The sequence below is a fragment of the Arthrobacter sp. GMC3 genome, assembly GCF_002929305.1.
Taxonomy (GTDB): domain Bacteria; phylum Actinomycetota; class Actinomycetes; order Actinomycetales; family Micrococcaceae; genus Specibacter.
Genome location: NZ_PJIO01000010.1, coordinates 75538 through 95649, shown reverse-complemented (window position 1 = coordinate 95649; position 20112 = coordinate 75538). Strand labels below are relative to the sequence as shown.

Annotated in this window: 18 protein-coding genes; 10 read left to right on the top strand and 8 right to left on the bottom strand. The window is 62.6% G+C overall.

Going from position 1 to position 20112, the window contains the following annotated elements:
• Positions 1-97: 97 nt before the first annotated feature.
• Together CXQ94_RS16200 and CXQ94_RS16195 are read right to left on the bottom strand one after the other, a co-directional pair.
• Entirely contained in the window at positions 98-1159 is a 1062-nt protein-coding gene (locus tag CXQ94_RS16200) for a sorbosone dehydrogenase family protein (RefSeq protein ID WP_258067132.1), read from the bottom strand.
• A 133-nt stretch (positions 1160-1292) separates the two neighbouring features.
• Positions 1293-1928, bottom strand: a complete 636-nt coding sequence (locus tag CXQ94_RS16195; RefSeq protein WP_104091610.1) for a hypothetical protein — start codon at positions 1926-1928, stop codon at positions 1293-1295.
• A gap of 235 nt (positions 1929-2163) precedes the next feature.
• Here CXQ94_RS16195 and CXQ94_RS16190 point away from each other — a divergent pair, with 235 nt between their 5' ends.
• The 6 genes from CXQ94_RS16190 to CXQ94_RS16165 all read left to right on the top strand — a co-directional run bounded on the left by CXQ94_RS16190 (position 2164) and on the right by CXQ94_RS16165 (position 7960).
• Positions 2164-2541, top strand: coding sequence for a PadR family transcriptional regulator (locus CXQ94_RS16190; RefSeq protein WP_104091609.1), 378 nt, complete (start codon positions 2164-2166; stop codon positions 2539-2541).
• Positions 2538-3449, top strand: a complete 912-nt coding sequence (locus CXQ94_RS16185) for a permease prefix domain 1-containing protein (RefSeq protein WP_104091608.1) — start codon at positions 2538-2540, stop codon at positions 3447-3449. Before CXQ94_RS16190 ends, CXQ94_RS16185 begins: the two co-directional genes overlap by 4 nt.
• 165 nt (positions 3450-3614) lie before the next feature.
• Positions 3615-4655 (top strand): ATP-binding cassette domain-containing protein, encoded by a 1041-nt coding sequence (locus tag CXQ94_RS16180; RefSeq protein ID WP_104091607.1) that lies wholly within the window; start codon positions 3615-3617, stop codon positions 4653-4655.
• Positions 4652-5446, top strand: a complete 795-nt coding sequence (locus tag CXQ94_RS16175) for an ABC transporter permease (RefSeq protein ID WP_104091606.1) — start codon at positions 4652-4654, stop codon at positions 5444-5446. The genes CXQ94_RS16180 and CXQ94_RS16175 overlap by 4 nt, the downstream gene beginning before the upstream one ends.
• Before the next feature lie 105 nt (positions 5447-5551).
• Positions 5552-6790: a pyridoxal phosphate-dependent aminotransferase gene (locus CXQ94_RS16170; protein ID WP_104091605.1), complete on the top strand. Its 1239-nt coding sequence runs from the start codon at positions 5552-5554 to the stop codon at positions 6788-6790.
• 126 nt (positions 6791-6916) lie between these two features.
• Positions 6917-7960 (top strand): LLM class flavin-dependent oxidoreductase, encoded by a 1044-nt coding sequence (locus CXQ94_RS16165; RefSeq protein WP_181034255.1) that lies wholly within the window; start codon positions 6917-6919, stop codon positions 7958-7960.
• A gap of 98 nt (positions 7961-8058) precedes the next feature.
• Here CXQ94_RS16165 and CXQ94_RS16160 read toward each other — a convergent pair whose 3' ends face one another.
• Positions 8059-9063: a pirin family protein gene (locus tag CXQ94_RS16160; protein ID WP_104091604.1), complete on the bottom strand. Its 1005-nt coding sequence runs from the start codon at positions 9061-9063 to the stop codon at positions 8059-8061.
• Between the two features lie 310 nt (positions 9064-9373).
• Between CXQ94_RS16160 and CXQ94_RS16155 the strand changes: the two genes are divergently transcribed.
• A complete protein-coding gene (locus tag CXQ94_RS16155; protein ID WP_104091603.1) occupies positions 9374-10753 on the top strand; it encodes an inorganic phosphate transporter in 1380 nt (459 codons plus the stop codon).
• Positions 10750-11004: a hypothetical protein gene (locus tag CXQ94_RS16150; protein WP_104091602.1), complete on the top strand. Its 255-nt coding sequence runs from the start codon at positions 10750-10752 to the stop codon at positions 11002-11004. The genes CXQ94_RS16155 and CXQ94_RS16150 overlap by 4 nt, the downstream gene beginning before the upstream one ends.
• 75 nt (positions 11005-11079) lie before the next feature.
• Here the strand turns inward: CXQ94_RS16150 and CXQ94_RS16145 are convergent, their stop codons facing one another.
• A complete protein-coding gene (locus tag CXQ94_RS16145) occupies positions 11080-11553 on the bottom strand; it encodes a hotdog fold thioesterase (RefSeq protein ID WP_104091601.1) in 474 nt (157 codons plus the stop codon).
• On the opposite strand from CXQ94_RS16145, the gene polA reads away from it, so the two are divergent.
• Both polA and CXQ94_RS16135 read left to right on the top strand, forming a co-directional pair.
• Entirely contained in the window at positions 11552-14314 is a 2763-nt protein-coding gene (polA, locus tag CXQ94_RS16140; RefSeq protein WP_104091600.1) for a DNA polymerase I, read from the top strand. The two genes, CXQ94_RS16145 and polA, sit on opposite strands and share 2 nt — an antisense overlap.
• A gap of 76 nt (positions 14315-14390) precedes the next feature.
• Positions 14391-15722 carry a GNAT family N-acetyltransferase gene (locus tag CXQ94_RS16135; RefSeq protein ID WP_104091599.1) on the top strand — a complete coding sequence of 444 codons (1332 nt, stop codon included), beginning with the start codon at positions 14391-14393 and terminating at the stop codon, positions 15720-15722.
• Positions 15723-15790: 68 nt separating this feature from the next.
• Here the strand turns inward: CXQ94_RS16135 and murQ are convergent, their stop codons facing one another.
• The 4 genes from murQ to CXQ94_RS16115 are packed head-to-tail and all read right to left on the bottom strand — an operon-like array spanning position 15791 to position 20108.
• A complete protein-coding gene (murQ, locus tag CXQ94_RS16130; protein ID WP_104091598.1) occupies positions 15791-16699 on the bottom strand; it encodes an N-acetylmuramic acid 6-phosphate etherase in 909 nt (302 codons plus the stop codon).
• Positions 16699-17589 carry a MurR/RpiR family transcriptional regulator gene (locus CXQ94_RS16125; RefSeq protein ID WP_104091597.1) on the bottom strand — a complete coding sequence of 297 codons (891 nt, stop codon included), beginning with the start codon at positions 17587-17589 and terminating at the stop codon, positions 16699-16701. The genes murQ and CXQ94_RS16125 overlap by 1 nt, the downstream gene beginning before the upstream one ends.
• On the bottom strand, positions 17586-18791 hold the full coding sequence (locus CXQ94_RS16120; protein ID WP_258067131.1) for an anhydro-N-acetylmuramic acid kinase: 1206 nt from the start codon (positions 18789-18791) through the stop codon (positions 17586-17588). The genes CXQ94_RS16125 and CXQ94_RS16120 overlap by 4 nt, the downstream gene beginning before the upstream one ends.
• A complete protein-coding gene (locus CXQ94_RS16115; RefSeq protein WP_104091596.1) occupies positions 18792-20108 on the bottom strand; it encodes an MFS transporter in 1317 nt (438 codons plus the stop codon).
• Positions 20109-20112 lie beyond the last annotated feature (4 nt).

Sequence of the window (20112 nt, the reverse complement as noted above, 5' to 3'; positions counted from 1 at the left end):
CTTCACCTTCGGCAGAGGACCGGTGGTCATCCAGGCGGCACTTCCACGATTCTGTCGTCGCCCTGCCTTGGGGTGCCGCGGCCGTCTGTGTTGTTCGTTAGGACAAGCAGGCGGCCTTGCGGCGTTGATGCCACATCGCGCAGTCTGCCCAGCTCGCCCACCAACTTTGCTTCGGCCCGGGGCGTTCCCGCCGGAGGGCCGCCATGTAGAGCGTGGTGCCGGCGATCGCGATGCCACTGGGGCTGGCCTCCGAGGTGGGCCACTGCAGCACGGGATTGGTGAATCGGCTGTCCGAGCCCATACCCTCGACCACGGGCCAGCCGTAGTTGTTGCCGGCCCTGATCTGGTTGAGCTCATCCCACGTGTTCTGGCCAAATTCGGAAGCCCACATACGGCCCTGGGCATCCCAGGCAATGCCCTGGACGTTTCTGTGGCCCAGCGACCAGACGGGGCTGTTGGGGAACGGGTTGCCGGAAGGGATGCCGCCGTCTCGGGTGGTGCGCAGGATCTTGCCGCCCAACGAGGCAGGGTTCTGGGCATTGTTGCCATTGCCGGCATCGCCTGTGCCCGTGTAGAGCAAACCTTCGGGGCCGAACGCGATGCGGCCGCCATTGTGGTTGCCAGCCTTCGGTATGCCGGTGATGATGGCCGTGGCCGGGCCAAGGCCACGGTTCCCGGACTCGCCCAGCAGCGGCATCCGCACCACTCGGTTGTCGTCAGCGGTGGTCAGGTACGCGTACACATCAAAGCAGGGGTTGTTGGGATCCAGCGGCTCCTGGCTGGGGCACGAGCCCACATGCAGGGCCAGGCCCAGCAGCCCGCCCTCGCCCTGGTGCACGACGCCGGCCACCTCACCCACTGTTCTTTTTGTCCCGTCGGCGCCCACCTCCAGGATGCGGCCGGAGTCCCGTTCACTAACCAGGAAGGTGCCATCTGCCAGGGGAACCATGGACCATGGGGCGGCGAGGCCGGTGGCGATGTCACCGGCTGCGGCTGGGCCTGCCGGGGGACTACTGGATACCGGCGGCGGCGAGGGGGACGGCGGCTGGCAGGAGGTCAGGGCCAATGTGCCGGCTGCAAGCGCGGCGAGCACCAACCAGGCGGGCCGGCGGCGAGGTTTTCGGCGGTTGGTGGATTGCGGGTCTGCGTCTGCATCCATGACCCCAGAGTAGCCGGGCGTAGAAAGTGGCGGGAGGGTCCGGCGTCGTTCCTTCCCAACGGGCAAAAGCGAAGGAGCCCGCAGCCACCGGCGAAAATACGCGGCTGCTGCGGGCCCCTAGGGGGATGTTGCCTTAGCGGCCCTTGACGGGGATGCCGTTGCGGGTCATTGACTCTGCGTAAGCCTTGGCGGATTCCAGCAGCCACTGCTCCTGGCGCTCCGGTGAACCGGCAAAGCTGCGCCCGCTCAAGGAACGGACCTTGTAGATGCCGAAACCGCGCTTGTAGAGCATGGGGCCCTGGGCCTTGAGCAGCTGATCGGCCAGGCGATGCGCCTCGGTGCCGTGGGCCACCAGGGCGGTGGCGCGGGGGACCAGGGTCAGGAACTTCACCAGCGGGCGCAGGCCCTGCTCGATCTGGGGCGCCGTCAAGCGGCCGTTAGGCTGTCCCGGGGTGAACCAGGGGTGCACGTTCCAGGGCATGACCAGGCTGGGGCGCAGCCCGATCTGCCAGTGAATGCCCAGCAGACGGGTTGCTGCCTGCTCGTCGCCGGCGGTAACAAAGCCCGAGGAGTCCATTTCCCCGACATTGGAGAACAAGCTGATGATGCGGCATTCGTCGGTGTCGTGAACCGGATCCACGTAAGCAACCTGCTGCTCGGGTCGAGCTTGAGCAAGAGCGTCGCAGAGTTCTGTGACGGGTGCAATGTTCTCGTCGTAACGACGGTTCCAGAGCTGTTCGCGCAGTGATTCAGTAGCCACGGATGTCATTGAAGGCTTGGTCTCCTTGAGGGTAAAAGTGTAGTGGACGGCGCTTCCCCGAATAGGCCTTGGTCCAGCGTTTCAGCTTACCAATCATTCTGCGTCCATGGGATTCCGAGGGGTGTGCTAGGGCTGCTTGCGGGCGCCGATTGTGAGAAATTCAACAACTCAATCCCACCCCTGGCTGGAAGCCAACAGGTTTTACCCTTCCGCATCAAGTACTTGATCTGATAAAGTACTGGTTATGGCAAGCAACCCAGTCGACAAGCAACCGCAATCCGAACCGTTTGCGGCGGACCTGCTGCGCGGCCACACGGACACCATCGTCCTGGGTGTGCTCAGGGATGCCCAACGGTACGGTTTTGAAATTTACAAGACCATTCGCGACGCCACCGGCGGCCTTTACGAGATCAAGGAAGCCACCCTCTATGCCACCTACAGGCGCCTGGTCAAGGACGGCCTGGTTGAAGCCAGTTGGGGCGATGAAACCCAGGGTGGGCGGCGCAAGTACTACCGCATCACCGATGCCGGCCGAGCCGTGTACAGAAAGAACGTCCAGGACTGGACGGCCACCCAAAACATCATTAACAAGCTCCTGAACGTGAAAGGCGGCACGCCATGAGCCACGCCGAATACACCAACATCCACCGCTACCTCGATGAGGCATTTACCGGGCTGGAGATGACGGCGGACCTGCAGGATCTGAAGGAGGAAATTCGCTCCAACCTTGCCGCCCGTGTTGCCGAGCTACAGACCGACGGGACATCGGCGGAACAGGCCGCGGCAACTGCCATCGAAGAACTGGGGGACGTTCAGGAGATCATCGGCGGTGAATCGGAGGTGCCCGTCAGCGTGCCGGCAACCCACGCCGGCGCCTTTGCGCTGAACAAGGTCACACCCCGTTCGGGATTCGTGATCGGCGCGGTCCTGTTGTCGCTGGTTGCCGTCGCCGCCCTGCTCTGGTTTGCCCTGGTGCTGGTTAGCGGCGGGTCCGCGGCCGCCGCGGTTCTGTCGACTGTCGTGCTGTGGCTAACTGCCGGCATACTCACTACCTGGAGCCTGCGGCAGGAAACGAGCCAAAACTATCCCGTTCCCCGGCGCCGAGCACTCGGCTACGGCGCCTCAAGTGCTGCCGCCGTGGCCGGACTCACCTTGATGGCCATGGTATCCACGGCCGGAATGGGTCTGGTGGTGGCCGGGGCGTTTGTCCTATTGGGCTCGGTGGTGGGATTCATCAAGCTCGGAATTTCGCAGACCAACCGCAAGAAGCCGTGGATACGCGCCGTGCAACGCGATTACCAGGCAATGGACAGGTTCTCCCAGGACCCCGTTGCCGCTGCCCGGTTCGGCATCTATACGGCCGTTATCTGGATCATCGCACTGGCACTGTTTGTGCTGCTCAGCTTCACGGTGGGCTTTGCCTTCTCGTGGCTGGCGCTGCTGGGCGGGTTAGTGGTTTTCATGGTGGTCCTGGCCCGCATGCTGTTTCCGGCCGGAGAAGGAGCGGCGCAGCAAACAAAACAAAAGTAGTCCCACGTTAAAGTAGGCGGCCCGGATGTTCGAGCATCCGGGCCGCCGTAAAACATCCAATGAGTCTCCCCGCAAAGGGAATTGCGCTAACAATTAACTCAAGGCACACCCAGCAGTTTACTGTAGCGACGCCCGCAAGGGAGGCTCCCACCCAAGGAGCCAGTCATGGCACATGCATCATCAGCACCCGCGTTGGAAGCCAGCGCGTTGGTGAAAAGCTATTCCGGCGGGCGCGGGAAATCGCGCATCCAGGCACTTCAGGGTCTCAGTTTCGCCGTGGAGCCCGGCACCATTTTTGGCCTTCTGGGGCCAAACGGGGCCGGTAAGTCAACGGCCGTAAGGATCCTTTCCACACTCTCACGGGCTGACGGCGGCACAGCGTACGTTGCCGGGTTCGACGTTGGACGCCACCCCGAGCGCGTACGTCGCGCGATCGGCTACGTTGCCCAAAAGCAGGTATGTGACCCCATGGACACGGGCCGGGAAAACCTGGTTCTGGCCGGCCGCCTCCAGGGCCTGAGCAGTTCTGACGCAAAGGCGCGGGCAGGGGATTTGTTGGAACGATTCTCGCTGGCCGACGCCGGAAACCGCCTAGTCAAGGGCTATTCGGGGGGAATGGCGCGCAAGCTCGACGTCGCCATCGGGCTCATGCACCGGCCCGAGGTGCTTTTCCTTGACGAACCAACCACCGGCCTGGATCCGGAAGCGCGCGCCGGGATGTGGGCCGAGCTGGAATCCATGGCCCGGACCGAGGAAATGACGGTTCTGCTCACCACCCATTATTTGGAGGAGGCGGATAGGCTCGCCAGCCGGTTGGCCATCGTCAACCACGGAAAGGTGGTGGTGGAGGGCACGCCCGAGGAACTCAAGGACGCCCTGCACGGCGACGCCGTCGTGATTGAACTTGCTGACCCGCCCGGCAGCCGGGCAGCCGAGGAAACCACGAAGGCCGCCCAAGGGATCGTTGCCGGTTTGGGACTGCTCCATGAAACCCTGGTCGATGGCAGGTTCCTGCGCGGGCGCGCCGATTCCGGGGCCACGGTCCTGCCCGTCATTCTGAGCCGGCTGGAGGAGGCCGGCATCACGGTCGCCTCGGCCACGGTGTCCCGGCCAAGCCTGGACGATGTGTATCTGCGGCACACCGGGCATGTCTACGCCGCCGGTGCGGCCCACGACGGCGCGGCAGCAGGGGAGCGTGTGTCATGAGCACCATGGTTCTCCCGCGGGCATTGACCCACACGTTCATTCTGACCGGCCGTGCGCTGCGGGGGTTTATCCGTTTTCCCATGTACCTGGCCATGAACCTCATCCAACCGGTCATCTGGCTACTGCTGTTCGGCCAGCTATTCAAGTCCGTGGTCAACATCCCTGGCTTCACCGGGGGCGGGGACTACCTGGTGTTTTTGACGCCGGGGATCGTGATGATGATGGCACTCTTTGGCAGTACCTGGGCGGGAACCTCCTACATCCAGGACATGGACAGGGGAGTCATGGAGCGCTTCCTGGCGGCCCCTACCAGCCGTGGCGCGCTCATCCTCGCCACCATGCTCTACCAAGCCGTGCTCACCCTCGTACAAACGCTCGTGGTCCTAGGTGTTGCCTGGCTGGCCGGGGCAAGGTTCCACGGCGGCTGGCTAGGCATTGCGGTCCTGTTGCTTTCGGCGGTGCTGCTGACTTTCGTCTTCGCCGCCTTCTCCAACGCCGTTGCCCTGTTAGCCCGAGCGCAAACGGCTCTCATCGGCATCTCCCAACTGATCTCCTTCCCGCTGATGTTTCTCAGCTCCGCCATCATGGACACCGGCTTGTCGCCCCAGTGGGTGCGCACCATTGCCAGATTCAATCCCTTTGAATGGGCCGTGGCTGCCGGGCGCGGAGCGTTGCAGGGCGCCCCGGATTGGGCGGCCGTGTGGGGCGACCTGGGGCTGTTGGCAGCGTTGGCCGTGGTGATGAGTTGGCTTGCCGTCCGCGCCTTCTCCAGCTTCCAGCGTTCGCTCTGAGTGTGGGGCCCGGGTATCCGGGCCCCACCAAGGCGGGCCTGCCGTGCTGCCCGATATTTGGACACCACGTCAAAACGATGCCGGCATTATGTGAAGATGGATCACATGCGTCCCATGCAACACTCCAGCAAATTGGCCAACGTCCGCTACGAACTTCGCGGCCCCATCCTTCACGCGGCCCAGAAGATGGAGGCGGAGGGGCACAGGATCCTGCGCATGAACCTGGGGGACACCGCCCCGTTTGGCCTGGAGGCCCCTGAATCCATTGTGGTGGATATGATTCACCACTTGCGCGGCGCCCAGGGCTACAGCGACTCCAAGGGCATCTTCTCCGCCCGCACCGCCATCTCCCAGTACTACCAGACTCAGGGTTTGATGCAGATCGGGGTCGATGACATCTTTGTCGGCAACGGGGTCAGTGAACTGATTTCGATGACCCTGCAGGCGTTCTTGGAAAACGGTGACGAGGTCCTGATCCCGGCCCCCGACTACCCGCTGTGGACGGCCTCAGTCACACTCACCGGCGGGGTTCCGGTCCATTACCTGTGCGACGAGGACAACCAGTGGTGGCCGGACATGGCAGACGTCGAAGCCAAGATCACCGCCAACACCCGCGCCGTGGTCATCATCAACCCAAACAACCCCACGGGTGCGGTCTACCCCAAACACATCCTCGATGCCTTTGTGGAGCTGGCCCGCAAGCATGACCTCGTCATCTTCTCCGACGAAATTTACGAGAAAATCATCTACGACGGTCGACGCCACATCCACATGGCCTCACTGGCCGACGACGTCTGCACCCTCACCTTCAGCGGCTTGTCCAAGGCGTACAGGATGCCCGGATACCGCGCCGGCTGGGTAGCTCTCTCCGGCCCACGCGCCGCCATGGCGGGTTTCAAGGAGTCGCTGGAACTGATCGCTTCCCTGCGCCTTTGCTCAAACGTCCCGGCTCAGCATGCCATTCAAACCTCACTGGGCGGCTACCAGAGCATCAACGATCTCACCAAGCCCGGCGGGCGCCTGCACGACCAGCGGGACCGTGCCAGCGAACTACTCAACGCGCTGCCGGGCGTCTCCTGCGTACCAGCGGCCGGGGCCATGTACCTGTTCGTCAAACTCGATTCGACGATGTACCCCATCGAGTCCGATGAGAAGTTCGTGATTGACCTACTCCAGGATCAAAAGATTCTGGTCAGCCACGGGACCGCCTTCCACTGGCCCACACCGGATCACTTCCGTTTCGTCATTCTCCCCTCGGTCGGTGACATTGAGGAGGCGGTGCGACGCATCTCCACGTTCCTGGCCGTGTACCGCCGCAAGGCCGCCGCTATCCGGCAAGCTTAGGCGGCAGATGGGAGCGGGCGGGGAATAGAATCCGACCGCCCTCGGTTTTGAAAGTAGATGCAAACGCATATTAATTTCCGGGTTTTGAATATCCCGGACTTTCCGACAGAAATGGACGGCACTCCCATGACAAACGGCACCATCGAGCTGGGCTTGGACACCTTTGGCGACATCACAGTTGATGAGCACGGCGCACCCAAGCAGGCCGCACAGGTGATTCGCGACGTCGTCGAACAGGCAGTGCTGGCCGATCAGCTGGGGCTTGACTACTTTGGCATCGGCGAACACCATCGCGACGACTTTGCCATCTCGGCCCCCGACATGGTCCTGGCCGCGATCGCCGGACAGACCAAGCAGATTCGCCTGGGCTCGGCCGTGACGGTGCTCAGCTCCGATGATCCCATCCGCGTTTTCCAGCGCTTTTCCACCCTCGATGCCGTCTCCAATGGCCGCGCGGAAGTCACCTTGGGCAGGGGCTCCTTCACCGAGTCCTTCCCGCTGTTTGGACTGGATCTGGCTCAGTACGAGGAACTGTTTGAGGAAAAGCTTGAACTCTTTGCCGAGGCCCGCAAGCAGGGTCCGGTGACGTGGAGCGGAAAAACGCGCCCGGCACTGACCGAGCAGATGGTCTACCCTCACCTGGAGAACGGAAACTTGAAGGCTTGGGTGGCAGTGGGCGGCAGCCCTCAGTCAGTTGTCAGGGCTGCCCATTACGGCTTGCCGCTGATGCTGGCGATCATTGGCGGGGAGCCGCTGCAGTTTGCACCGTTCACGGACCTGTACCACCGTGCCCTGAAGGAATTTGGGATGCCGGAACAGCCCATCGGCGTCCACTCGCCCGGGCACATTGCCGAGACGGATGAGCAGGCCATGGAGGAGCTGTGGCCCCACTATGCGGCCATGCACAACCGGATTGGCCGCGACCGTGGCTGGCCGGCCATTACGCGGGGGCAGTTCAACGCCACTGCCGGGCCCAACGGCGCACTCGTGGTGGGGTCACCGGAAACGGTGGCGGCTAAGATCGTCAAGGTGTCCAAGGCGCTGGGGCTTTCCCGCTTCGATCTGAAGTACAGCCACGGCACCCTGCCGCACCAGCAGATGCTTAAGAGCATCGAGCTCTACGGCACCCAGGTGGCACCGCTGGTGCGGGAGCAACTGAGCAAAGACTAAAGGCCGCTTGGGACCTGCGCACCGTTCGTCGGCAATGCTGCGCCACTTTCATAGTGGCGCAGCATTGGACTTTAACGCGCCGCAGGCTTGAAGTCGCCTCAGCTTGGATTGACCCGGGGACGCAATCTGACAGTAGGAAGCGTCGGTGCCGGAAGTGGTGAGTCCGCCTGATGCGCCGGCAGACCAAACCGCGTTGCCGGCTCGGTGTCAGCTGGCAAGGGCGGCTGCCCGGCTGCTGCGCCAATTTCCGCCTGCCAGGCTGCCCGGAACGCCACAATCTCCTCGTGGCTTCGGCCCACAAAGTTCCACCACATGAGAATTGATTCACCCAGCGGAGTGCCGCCAATAAGCAGCAAGCGCACCGGCTCGTTGCCCGCCACGAGAGTAAGGGACTCGCTGCCGGGCCCCACGTAGCCCAACTCCCCATATGCCAGTTCCTGGGAAGCCACAGTGACCGATCCGGCGTCCACCAGGAAGCCGTGCTCAAATCCCGGGTCCACCTCAACGGTCAGCGAGGCTCCGGCGTCGAGCACTATTTCAGCCCCCAAGAGGGGAGAGTGCGTGCGCACGGGAGAGCTGGACCCGGCCAGGGTGCCCAAAAACACACTGAGCTGGCTGCCTGGTCCGTAAACCTGCGTTGGGCGAAAGTGCTCGAACGTTGGGTCCATGAAGCGGGCATCTTCGGGCAAGGCGACCCAGAGTTGGACGCCATGGAGCACGGTGGTGGCGCTCGTGGAATATTCAGAATGGCTGATGCCACGCCCTGCGGTCATCAAATTCAGTTCGCCGGGGCGCACGGTGGCGTGATATCCAGCACTGTCTGTGTGCTCAATTTCGCCGGAGAAGAGCCAGCTGACAGTTTGCAGACCCGTGTGCGGATGAGGCGGAACGGCCATGCCGCCGGTGCTCGAAACATCGTCCGGGCCGTAGTGGTCCACAAAGCACCAAGCGCCAATCAGCGAACGGCGTCGCTGGGGCAGGGTTCGCCGTACGGTCATGGCCCGGGGCCCGCCAAGGGGCACCAGCCGGGGCGAAAGCACCTCCAGCGTCCCCGGTTCACTGGGGCAAAGAAGCTCCTGCGGAGCGGCTTCCACATTGCTCACCACACACCACCGATTCTGTTCGCCATTCCCACGGCGTTGCGGCCCGCGGCGGTGGGAAATTCTTCCTAGGTGTTAGAAGCGTAGCCCGTTTTGGGTGCTCGGGGGTGGGCCCAACGTGAGCGTGCAATGCTGCCCACGGGGCAAGGCGGACGTTTAAAGATAACGGTGCATGCGGATTTCCCCGTAGGATCGTCAAGGTTAGGTTTCAGCCGGGACCAGGTGCTACCAGCGCCCGCAACGCCGCTAGCCGAATTTGTCCGACTAGACTCTTTGCAGTTTCGCAATTGCCCTCAATAGAAATGGATCTCGGGTGGATCTCACCTTCATGGTCGTGCTTGTCATAGCACTGGCCCTTTTCTTTGACTTTACAAATGGCTTTCACGACACAGCCAACGCCATGGCGACCCCCATTGCCACGGGAGCCATCAAGCCGAAAACGGCTGTGGCTCTTGCCGCCGTCCTGAACTTGGTGGGCGCCTTCCTTTCTACGGAAGTCGCCAAGACCATTTCCGGTGGCATCATCAACGAGGGCGGCCCCAACGGTGTCGCCATCACCGCCGACATGATCTTTGCCGGTTTGATGGGCGCCGTGTTGTGGAATCTGTTCACCTGGCTCCTTGGCCTGCCGTCCAGTTCCTCGCACGCCTTGTTTGGCGGTTTGATCGGTGCTGCCATTGTGGGCACCTGGTCCTTTGGCGCGGTGAACTTTGCGGTGGTGCTTTCCAAGGTCATCCTCCCCGCGCTCTTGGCCCCCGCCATCGCCGGTCTTGTCGCGTACCTGTGTACCAAGATGGCCTATGGGATCACCCGGCGCTCCGACCCGGATTCCGGTGACAAGCTGACCCAGAAGCGTGGCGGATTCCGCCGCGGTCAGGTGTTCAGCTCATCCTTGGTGGCCCTGGCTCACGGCACCAACGACGCCCAAAAGACCATGGGTGTAATCACCTTGGTCCTGGTGGCCTCCGGGTTGCAGACGGCTGGAACGGGACCCCATATTTGGGTTATCACCGCCTGTGCCATCGCCATTGCGGGTGGAACCTACGCCGGCGGCTGGCGCATTATCCGCACACTCGGCTCCGGCCTGACTGATGTGAAGCCCGCACAGGGGTTCGCCGCGGAAACCAGCACGGCCGCCGCCATCCTGGCATCCAGCCACCTCGGCTTTGCACTGTCCACCACGCACGTCGCCTCCGGTTCCGTGATTGGTTCGGGCCTGGGTCGCAAGGGCTCCACAGTGCGCTGGCGCGCCATCGGCAAGATCAGCCTCGGCTGGCTCTTCACACTTCCTGCCGCCGCCATTGTGGGTGGTCTTGCAGCGCTTTTGATCCGAACCGGAACCGTCGGAATTGTCATCGTGGCCGTTCTGGGTCTCGGCGCGATCTTGTACATGTTCTACATGTCCCAGCGCGACGCCGTCGATCACAGCAACGCCATCAGCGACGTGGACGCCGTGGGTGAAGCCATGCATATCCCCAGCAAGAAGGAACGGGACCGCCTGGCCGCCAAGGCCCGCGCCGCCGAGAAGCAGGCCGAGAAGGCTGCCAAGCGTGCCGCGGAGGCGGCGGCAGTTCGGGCGAAGGCTCAGGCCGCGCTGGACCGGGCCGACACGGCCGTACTCAAGGCCATGACAAAGGCCGCGGAGCCGCCTAAGGGCAAGGCGAAGTCGTCGGCGAAGAAGGGCAAGAAATGATTGACTGGATTGGTTTTGTCATCGTCGCACTGACCACCTTGGTCGGGGCCGGTTTTGTGGTTGTCATGTATTCCCTGGGTGTGCGCTTGACCGCCGTCAGCGGGGACGACGACTCACGCGTCAGCCAGGCCGCCAAGTGGGGCTCATATATCTGCTTCGGTTTCTGCATCCTGGCCGTAGCACTGGGCATCGTCTTGATTGTGCCGCATTTCAGCGGACCATTCCTGGACATGGTCGGGCACTGGTTCTAAGGACCTTAATTAACGTACGACGCCGGGCACCGGCCTTTCGCTTTGAGCGTTAGGTCGGTGCCCGTCGTCGTTCGTTTACTGTGCTGTTTTGCTGCTGTCCAGGATCATGTTGGTGATGCGGGCTGTGGAGAGCCTCCGGCCAGTCTCGTCGGTCATGACCACCTCGTGGGTGGCCAGTGTCCGGCCCAGGTGGATGGCGGTGGCTGCGCCCGTGACGAGTCCGCTTTTGGCGCCCCGGTGGTGGGTGGCACCGATCTCGATACCCACCACGGCGCGGCCGGGGCCAGCGTGCAAGGATGCGGCAAAGGAGCCCAGGGTTTCGGCCAAGACCAAGTGCGCGCCACCGTGCAGCAGGCCCGCGATCTGGGTGTTTCCGCTCACCGGCATGGTGGCCGTCATCAGCTCGGGGGTCATGTGGGTGAAAACGATCCCCATCTTCACCACCAGGGCGCCAACGCCAATGGTGCCAAGGTACGGATGGAGTGCTGCGGGGACTCCCGCTGTGACGAGTTCGTCAATAAAGGGCAGTGGTGTGATATTTTCGCTCATGATGACTAGGCTGGCACCTGTGAGTGAATCTGCCAAAACGGCCCCCAAGACACCTGTTCCCGCTGTTCCCGAATCCGGGGCCACGAATTCCGCGTCAACGCCCCGCCTGCTGGTCATTGACGGGCACTCCATGGCCTTCCGTGCCTTCTACGCCATGCCGGTGGATAAGTTCGTGACGCAGTCCGGTCAGCACACCAACGCCGTCCATGGCTTCACGGCCATGCTGCTGACCATGATCAAGGAACGGAAGCCCTCACATGTGGTGGTGGCCTTTGATCTGGACACCCCCACATTCAGGTCCTTGGAATACACAGAGTACAAGGGTGGGCGCAATAAGACGCCCGAAGAGTTCTACGGCCAGATTGACCTGATCATCAAGGTCATGGCGGCCATGAACATCCCCACGATCTCCGTTGACGGCTTCGAGGCAGATGACATCATCGCCACCCTTTCCGTCCAAGGGGAGGCCGCTGGCTGGGAAGTCCTGGTGGTTTCGGGGGACCGCGACGCCTTCCAACTCATCACCGACAAAGTTTCGGTGCTCTACCCCACCAAGGGCATCTCGGCCATACCGCCCATGGACGCGGCGGCCGTGGAAGCCAAGTACCTTGTGACCCCAAGCCGCTATTCGGACTTGGCAGCGCTAGTGGGCGAAACCGCTGACAACCTCCCCGGCGTGCCCGGCGTCGGGCCTAAGACTGCCGCAAAATGGATCAATCAATTCGGTGGGCTCGAGGGCATCCTGGAGAACCTGGATTCCATTGGCGGCAAGGTGGGTGAGTCCTTGCGGGCGCACGTGGACGACGTCAAGCGCAACCGCCGCCTGAACCACCTGCTACGCGACATGGAACTGCCGGTAGCCATCGAGGACACCGTACTGCAGGCCCCCGACAGGGAAGCCGTGGAAGAGTTGTTCGACTCCCTCGAATTCAACCAGCTGCGCAAACGGCTCTTTGACCTCTTTGGGGAAGAGGAGACGGTCGACGACGGGGCAGGCCACGAGGTGCCCACCCACCAGGTCGTAACGGAAGCCTCCGTTCTCAACGCCTGGCTAGCCGCCCCCGCACCTAAAACCGCCGTTGACGTGCTGTCGCGCCCTGTCGGCCTCCTGCGCGAGGCCACGGCCGTGGCGCTGGTGCGTGTGGACGGGGCCGTCGTGATCGATCTGGGCACCGCCGACGCCGCTCTGGATGCCGCGCTGGGCTCGTGGCTGGCATCGCCGGAGGCCCCCAAAGTGGTGCACGAGTACAAGGAGGCGCTCAAGGCTCTGTCCCCGCGCGGCCTCACTTTGGGCGGAGTCGTCGATGACACCTCGCTGTCCGGTTACCTGATTCAGCCCGACCGCCGCAGCTATGACCTGCCCGAGCTGAGCCAGGTCCACCTCAAGGTCACCTTTGCAGCCGCGGGGCAGGAGCCATCCGGCCAGTTGGACTTGGGCCTTGACGGTGATGCCGGGTATGCGGACGCCGTGCAGCACGGCTATGTTGCCTTGCTACTTAGCGATCATTTTGCCCCCATGCTTGCCGAACGTGGTGCAGCGGCACTGCTCACCGAGCTGGAGCTCCCGCTGGCGGCCGTTTTGGCCGAGATGGAGCTGACGGGCATTGACGTGTCCGCAGAGCGTCTGCAGACGCTTCTGGCCGACTTCACGGCCATGATGGACGCGGCCCAGACCGCGGCGTTTGCCGCGATCGGCCATGAGGTCAACTTGGGTTCGCCCAAGCAGTTGCAGGAGGTTCTCTTTGAGGAGCTCCAGCTGCCCAAAACTAAGAAGATTAAGACCGGCTACACCACGGATGCCGCGTCGCTGAAGGCACTGCTGGAGAAGACCGGACACGAGTTCCTGGCTCAGCTCATGGCGCACCGCGAGGCGTCCAAGCTCAAGCAAATGGTGGAGACGCTGAAGAAGTCGGTGGCCGCCGATGGCCGCATCCACACCACCTACGCCCAAAACGTGGCTGCAACCGGTCGCTTGTCCTCCAACAACCCGAACCTGCAAAACATCCCCATCCGCAGCGAGGAAGGCCGCCGCGTGCGGGACATCTTCGTTGTCAGCGAAGGCTATGAGTGCCTGCTGGCCGCCGACTACTCGCAAATCGAAATGCGCATCATGGCGCACCTCTCCGGCGACGCCGGGCTCATCCAGGCCTATGCCGAAGGTGAAGACCTGCACCGCTACGTGGGCTCGCACGTGTTTGGTGTGGCGCCCGAGGAAGTCACCTCGGCCATGCGCTCCAAGGTCAAGGCCATGTCCTACGGCCTGGCCTACGGGCTGACCAGCTTTGGCCTGTCCAAGCAGCTGGAAATCTCCGTTGACGAGGCCCGCACCCTGGTCAAGGACTACTTTGACCGGTTTGGCGGCGTACGCGACTACCTGCGCGGCGTCGTCGAACAGGCCCGAATTGACGGCTACACCTCCACCATTGAGGGCCGACGCCGTTACCTGCCAGATCTCTCCAGCCCCGACCGGCAGCTGCGTGAGCTTGCGGAGCGGATCGCCCTCAACTCACCCATTCAGGGATCCGCTGCCGACATCATCAAGCACGCCATGCTGGGTGTGGACGCGGAGCTCAAGGCGCAGGGACTGAAGTCCCGCATGTTGTTGCAGGTCCATGACGAACTTGTCCTGGAAGTCTGGCCGGGGGAGCGCGACGCCGTCGAAGCCCTGGTCGTGGCCCAAATGGGCGCTGCGGCAGAGCTCAAGGTTCCCCTGGAAGTCCAGGTGGGTGTGGGCACCAGCTGGAACGACGCCGGACACTGATCCCCATTTGCCGGCCCAACAACATGGACCCAACAAATTGACCCCCGGTTTTCTCACGCTAGGTTAGGACTTCTCCATGAGTACCGCACGCGAATCCACGATCCGCAATCCCCGTTCATTTCCCTACGAGCTAAGGACCTTCCCGTCGCGCCTGGTGGCAGGGGAAGTTCCCGACGAGGTGGCCAAGTGGCAGCAGGCGGTGTCACTTGGCTTCTACGGCGATGTGACAACACCTGAAATTGCTAAAAAGTTCGTTGAGTGTGAAGAAGTCGACGGGCGCATGGTCACGGGGGCCTATCTGAAGGATTCTGCGGCGCCCGTGGGAGCGTGGGGTGTTGAGTATCCTGTAGCCACGTTCGCCTACCACCGCAAGACCCTGAACGTGGGTGGCGGAACGCTGCTGCCCGTTCACCAGATCACCGCAGTGACGGTGCGGCCCAGCCATCGGCGTCGCGGTTTGCTGCGTGCCATGATGGACTCCGACCTGGCTCAGGCCAAAGCCGCCGGCGTCCCCATGGCGGCGCTGACGGCATCGGAAGCTACCATCTACGGCCGGTTTGGTTTTGGGGTTTCCACCCATGCTTGCGATATTGGGGTGGCGAGCAAGAGCGGCCTTGAGTTCATCGTCCCTGCGGCAGCATCGCTTGGCGTGGTGGAAGTGGCTGATGCGCAAGTGGTCCGCGATCTTCATGACGACCTGTTCGCACGCGTCCATGCCAAGACTTTTGGCTCCATTGGCCGGCATGACATGTATCGACTGTCGGCGTCGGGGCAGGGTAACTACGAGTCAATGGACCCCGTGAAAAATGTGCGGGCAGCCCTGCACTATGACGAGAAGGGCTCCGTTGACGGTTACGTCAGCTACAAGCCCAAAGACTCGTCTGTGGAGATTGTAGATCTGCTCGCCGCAACTGACTCTGCCTACCTGGCACTGTGGAACTACCTTGGTTCCCTTGATCTCATCGAGTCCGTCAAGTGGGGTATGGCGCCAGTGGTGGACCCGCTGGAATGGGCCATGGCCGCCAAGCGCGATTACAAGCGCACAGCCACCGAAGACCATTTGTGGCTGCGCATCCTTGATACCCCGGCTTCACTGGCCGCCCGCGACTACGCAAGCGACGGGAGCCTGCTCTTCCACGTAGGCGATCCGCTGGGCCACGCCTCGGGCATCTTCAGCATCGAGGTGGTCCACGGCAAGGCGACTGTCACACGTTGTCCCGAAGACGGCTCCGTGGAGGCAGAACTGAGCATGGGCGTCAGCGAACTTTCCAGCCTCTACCTTGGCACCGTATCCGCCCGAACTTTGGCTGCCGCTGGCCGGCTGCGTGAGGAGGCACCCGGCGCCGTCGAACGCTTTGACGCGTTGTTTGCCACGTCCATTTCGGCGCACTGCCTGACAAGCTTCTAGCCCTGTTGTCAGCTACGTGAGGGGCCAAACGGCGTACCGTTTGGCCCCTCATCAGTTGTACGGGAGTACTAGAAACTTCCCGCGGTGATCCCGGACGCGGCCCTGACATTACCTGCGCTTGCTGTCAAGAGATCCGCTGCCTGCGCGGCCGAAACCTTCCTGGCCAGCATGACGATGGCGGTTTTGACTGATCCGCCCGCCTGGTGGAGGGTCGCCTCGGCGTCGGCCTTCGTTGCACCGGTTGCGGCAGCGACGATCCTTTGTGTGCGGTCAAAAAGCTTGACGTTGGTCGGCATAACGTCAACCATCAAGTTGCCCAACACCTTTCCCGTGCGGACCATGCTCGCAGTGGAGAGCATGTTGCACACCATCTTCTGGGCTGTGCCGGCCTTCAATCGCGTTGATCCGGTAAGTACCTCGGGTCCCGTATTGACCTCAATGGCGACGTCGGCGTGGCCCGATACTTCCGAGCCAGGATTGCAGGAGACGGAGATGGTGGCGGCGCCCAGCCCCTGAGCATAGTCCAGGCCGCCCATCACATACGGTGTGCGGCCGCTGGCGGTCAGGCCAACCACCACATCCTGCGGGCTGAGCGTGATGGCTGCCAGATCGGCGGCTCCGGCCTCAATCTGGTCCTCGGCACCCTCGGCGGCGCGAATGAAGGCACCCTCGCCGCCGGCCATAAGCCCCTGGACTTCCTCCGGCAGTGTGCTGAAGGTGGGAGGGCATTCCACGGCGTCCAGGAGACCAATGCGCCCGCTGGTTCCGGCTCCCATGTAGATCAGCCGGCCCCCCTGCCCGCGTGCCTTGACGATCAGCTCCACGGCGCTGGCAATATGCTGGACCTCGGCCCGAACAGCGGTGGCTACCAGCGCGTCTTCATCATTCATTGCAAAGAGAATCTCGGGAACACTCATGGTGTCCAGGGCTGATGTGCGCGAATTTGCTGACTCCGTGGTCAGGGACTGCAGGTCCATCAGTGGTTTTCTTTCTGTTGGGGACGCCGGGTGTGGTCGGCGTTGATGACGTCGTAGGTGCGTTGCAGGGCCGTCCTTGCGGAACTGGTCTCTGCGGCTATGGAAACAAAGAGGGCATCAACCATGAGCAGCTGGCTGATCCTGCTGGCCATCGCGGCTGACCGGAAACCCATTTCCTTGCCCGAGGTCAGAAGTGTGTGGTGTGCCTCGTGCGCCAGTGGTGAGGTGCCGGCTCCCGTAATCGCGGTGGTCACCGCACCGGAGGACGTTGCCCGCTGGAGCGGAAGCAACGTTCCGGGTGTGCGTCCGGAGTGGGAAATTCCAATGGCAACATCTCCCTCGCGCAGAAGTGCAGCACTCACCAGCGAGGCTTCCTGCTCGGTGTGGGCGATGCAGTACAAACCAATGCGTTGGAGCTTTTGGGCCAGGTCCATGGCAACCAGCCCGGAGGCGCCGATCCCATAGACGTCAATCCGCCTGGCCATGGCCATAGTGTGCACCACGGTGGCGAGTGTCTCCGCAGAGACCAGGTCAACGGTGGCCGAGATGGCTTCGCGTTCAAAGGCCGCGAGCTTCATGAGCACTGTGGCTGGACTGTCGCCACGCTCAACATTTGCCACGAGCGGTGACTCGCCACTTCCGCCGGTCGTGTTCTGGGCGGCAAGGGCGAGCCGCAGTTGCGGGTAGCCGGCAAAGCCCAGACGCTTGGCGGTGCGAACCACCGTTGCCGTGCTGGTTGAGGCGGCAGACGCCAATGCCTCAATGGTCAGTTGCGCACTTGCTTGCGGGTCTGCCGCCAGGACGGACATGACACGGCCTTCGGCAGGCCCAAGGTCGCCGATGAGGGTATGCATCCTGGCCACCAGGCCGGTGCTGGCAACCTGGCTCATACGGTTTCCCGGTTTGTGATCCGCAGGGCAAGCGGCGTGCTGGGCTGCTGGGTACGGAACGGCAGGCCGTTGTTCCCGGGCGTGATCGATCCCAGAATGCTTGGATGCCGCGCGCCCGTGGTCCCGGCTACTGTCCCTGACAAGTTGTTCAGTGTCAGGTAACCAAGAACCGCAAAGGCGTAGGCCTCCTTGGCCATAACATCGAGCCCGAGGTCATTGGATGTTTGCAATCCAATGGTGCCAAGTTCAAGACGCAGCGCCTTCATCAGCGAGGGATTGAGTGTGCCACCGCCGGAGGCAATGACCTCGGTGCCTTCCGCCGCTGCCACTGCATTGGCAACCGTCCGGGCCGTCAGGGTTGTCAACGTTGCAACCACGTCGTCATCGGCTATGTCTCCCAGACCCTCCATGGCCTTCAGAACATAGGGCAAGTGGAACAGTTCCTTGCCTGTCGTCTTGGGGGCGGGCAAGGCGTAGTACGGTTCATCCAAAAACCGCCCCAGAAGTTGCTGGTGGACTGTGCCACGTGCGGCCATGGCGCCATCGACGTCGTAGTTCGCACTGCCTGCGCTAAAGTGGCGTACCGCGGCGTCAATGAGCGCATTGGCGGGCCCCGTGTCGAAAGCCGCTGGTTTTTGCCCCCCAACGGTGATGTTGGCAATGCCGCCGAGGTTCAGGGCCACAGGATTGCCAGGCAGGTTGCCGAGCCACAGGGTGTCAAAGTAGCCCACCAGGGGTGCGCCCTGGCCACCGGCGGCAATGTCACGAGGCCGGAAGTCCGAGACTACGGTGCACCCGGTTGCCTCGGCAATCCAGGCGGGCTGTCCGATCTGCAGCGTGCCCATGGCCTGGCCAGACTCGATCCAGTGGAACACCGTTTGCCCGTGAGAGGCGACAGCGTCGGCCTGCCCGTCACAAAGTTCGGTGTTGGCACGGGCGGCCAGCCGGGCGAACGCCTGACCAATGCCTGTATCGAGGCGACAAACCTGTTCCATGGTGGTGACCGCCGGGGGGAGCTGGGCTGCCAGCTCGCCAAGCAACTGCTCCGGGTAGGGCTCACTGACGATCCCCAGGGGAGTCAACACCAAGGTGCCATTGTCCATGCTGATGTCTGCGGCAGCGGCGTCGATGGAATCATAAGAGGTTCCGGACATCATGCCGATGATGCGCATTGCTGCTGGCTGGTTGGTACTCGAGGGCATTTAGTCCTTCAATTCCTGTTTGTGGGCGGAACCGCGCAGGGTGGAAAGGGCGAAGACGCTCACGAAACACACCGCCATCACATAGTAGGCGGGAATGTCCTTGTTGCCGGTCGAGGCAATCAAGGCGGTGATGATCAGACCGGCACTGCCGGAGAAGACGGCGTTGGAGAGCGAGTAGGCCAGGCCCAGGCCTGTGTAGCGGACGGTGGTCGGGAACATCTCGGACAGCATGGCCGGGCCGGGTCCCGCGATGAGACCAACAATGGCACCGGCTACGAAGACTGCGGCCCCGGTCAGAATGGGGGAGTTGGCAGGGTTCTGCAGGATCCACAGAAGCGGGAGTGCGAACAAGATGATCAGGATTGTTCCGGTCAACATCACGGGTCGGCGTCCCCAACGGTCGCTCAAGATGCCTGCGGGAATGATGGAAAGGGCGAAACCTGCGTTTGCCATCACCGTTGCAATCAGCGCGGCCTGGAATGTTGCATGCAAGCTGACCTGCAAGTAGGACGGGAGTACCACCAAGAAGGTGTAGCCGGCTGCGGACCAGCCCATGAGGCGGCCGATGCCGAGCAGGATCGCCTTGGTTGTCTCCATGGCGGAGGGACGAACTACCGCGGTGACGGTTTCTGAGGGCTTGACGGCGGCACGCTCAAAGTGCGGTGTTTCCTCGAGCTTCAGTCGCAGGTACAAGGCGACCAGACCCAGCGGCAGGGCAAAGATGAAGGGCAGACGCCAGCCCCACTCGGTCAAGGCCTGAGCGGATAGTGCCGAGGAAAGGATTGCGGCAACGCCAGCACCGGCAAGAAGGCCCAGGGCCACCGTGAAGGACTGCCATGATCCAAAGAATCCGCGCTTGCCCTTGGGAGCAAACTCGGTCATAAGGGAGACGGCACCGCCGAACTCGCCACCGGCGGAGAGACCCTGCAGGATTCGCACCAGCGTCAAGAGTATGGGGGCAATAACACCCGCTGTTGCGTAGGTGGGGAGCACACCGATCAGGGCCGTGGCAACTGTCATCATCACCAAAACGATGATCAGGGTTGGGCGGCGGCCAATCCTGTCACCGATCCGGCCGAAGATTGCCGCGCCAACGGGCCGGAAGAAGAAAGCGATGGCAAAGGATGCGTAGGTCTTGATGAGCGCTTCAAAGTCGGAGGCGCCGCTGGTGGTGAAGAAGTTGGCCGAAATGATGGTGGCGAAGGAACCGTAGATTCCGAATTCGTACCACTCAATGAAGTTGCCGACGGATCCGGCGACCAAGGCCCTCCGGGACTGCTTGGCAGCCGACGGCTGAACTTGTTGCTTGACGCTCATGGGG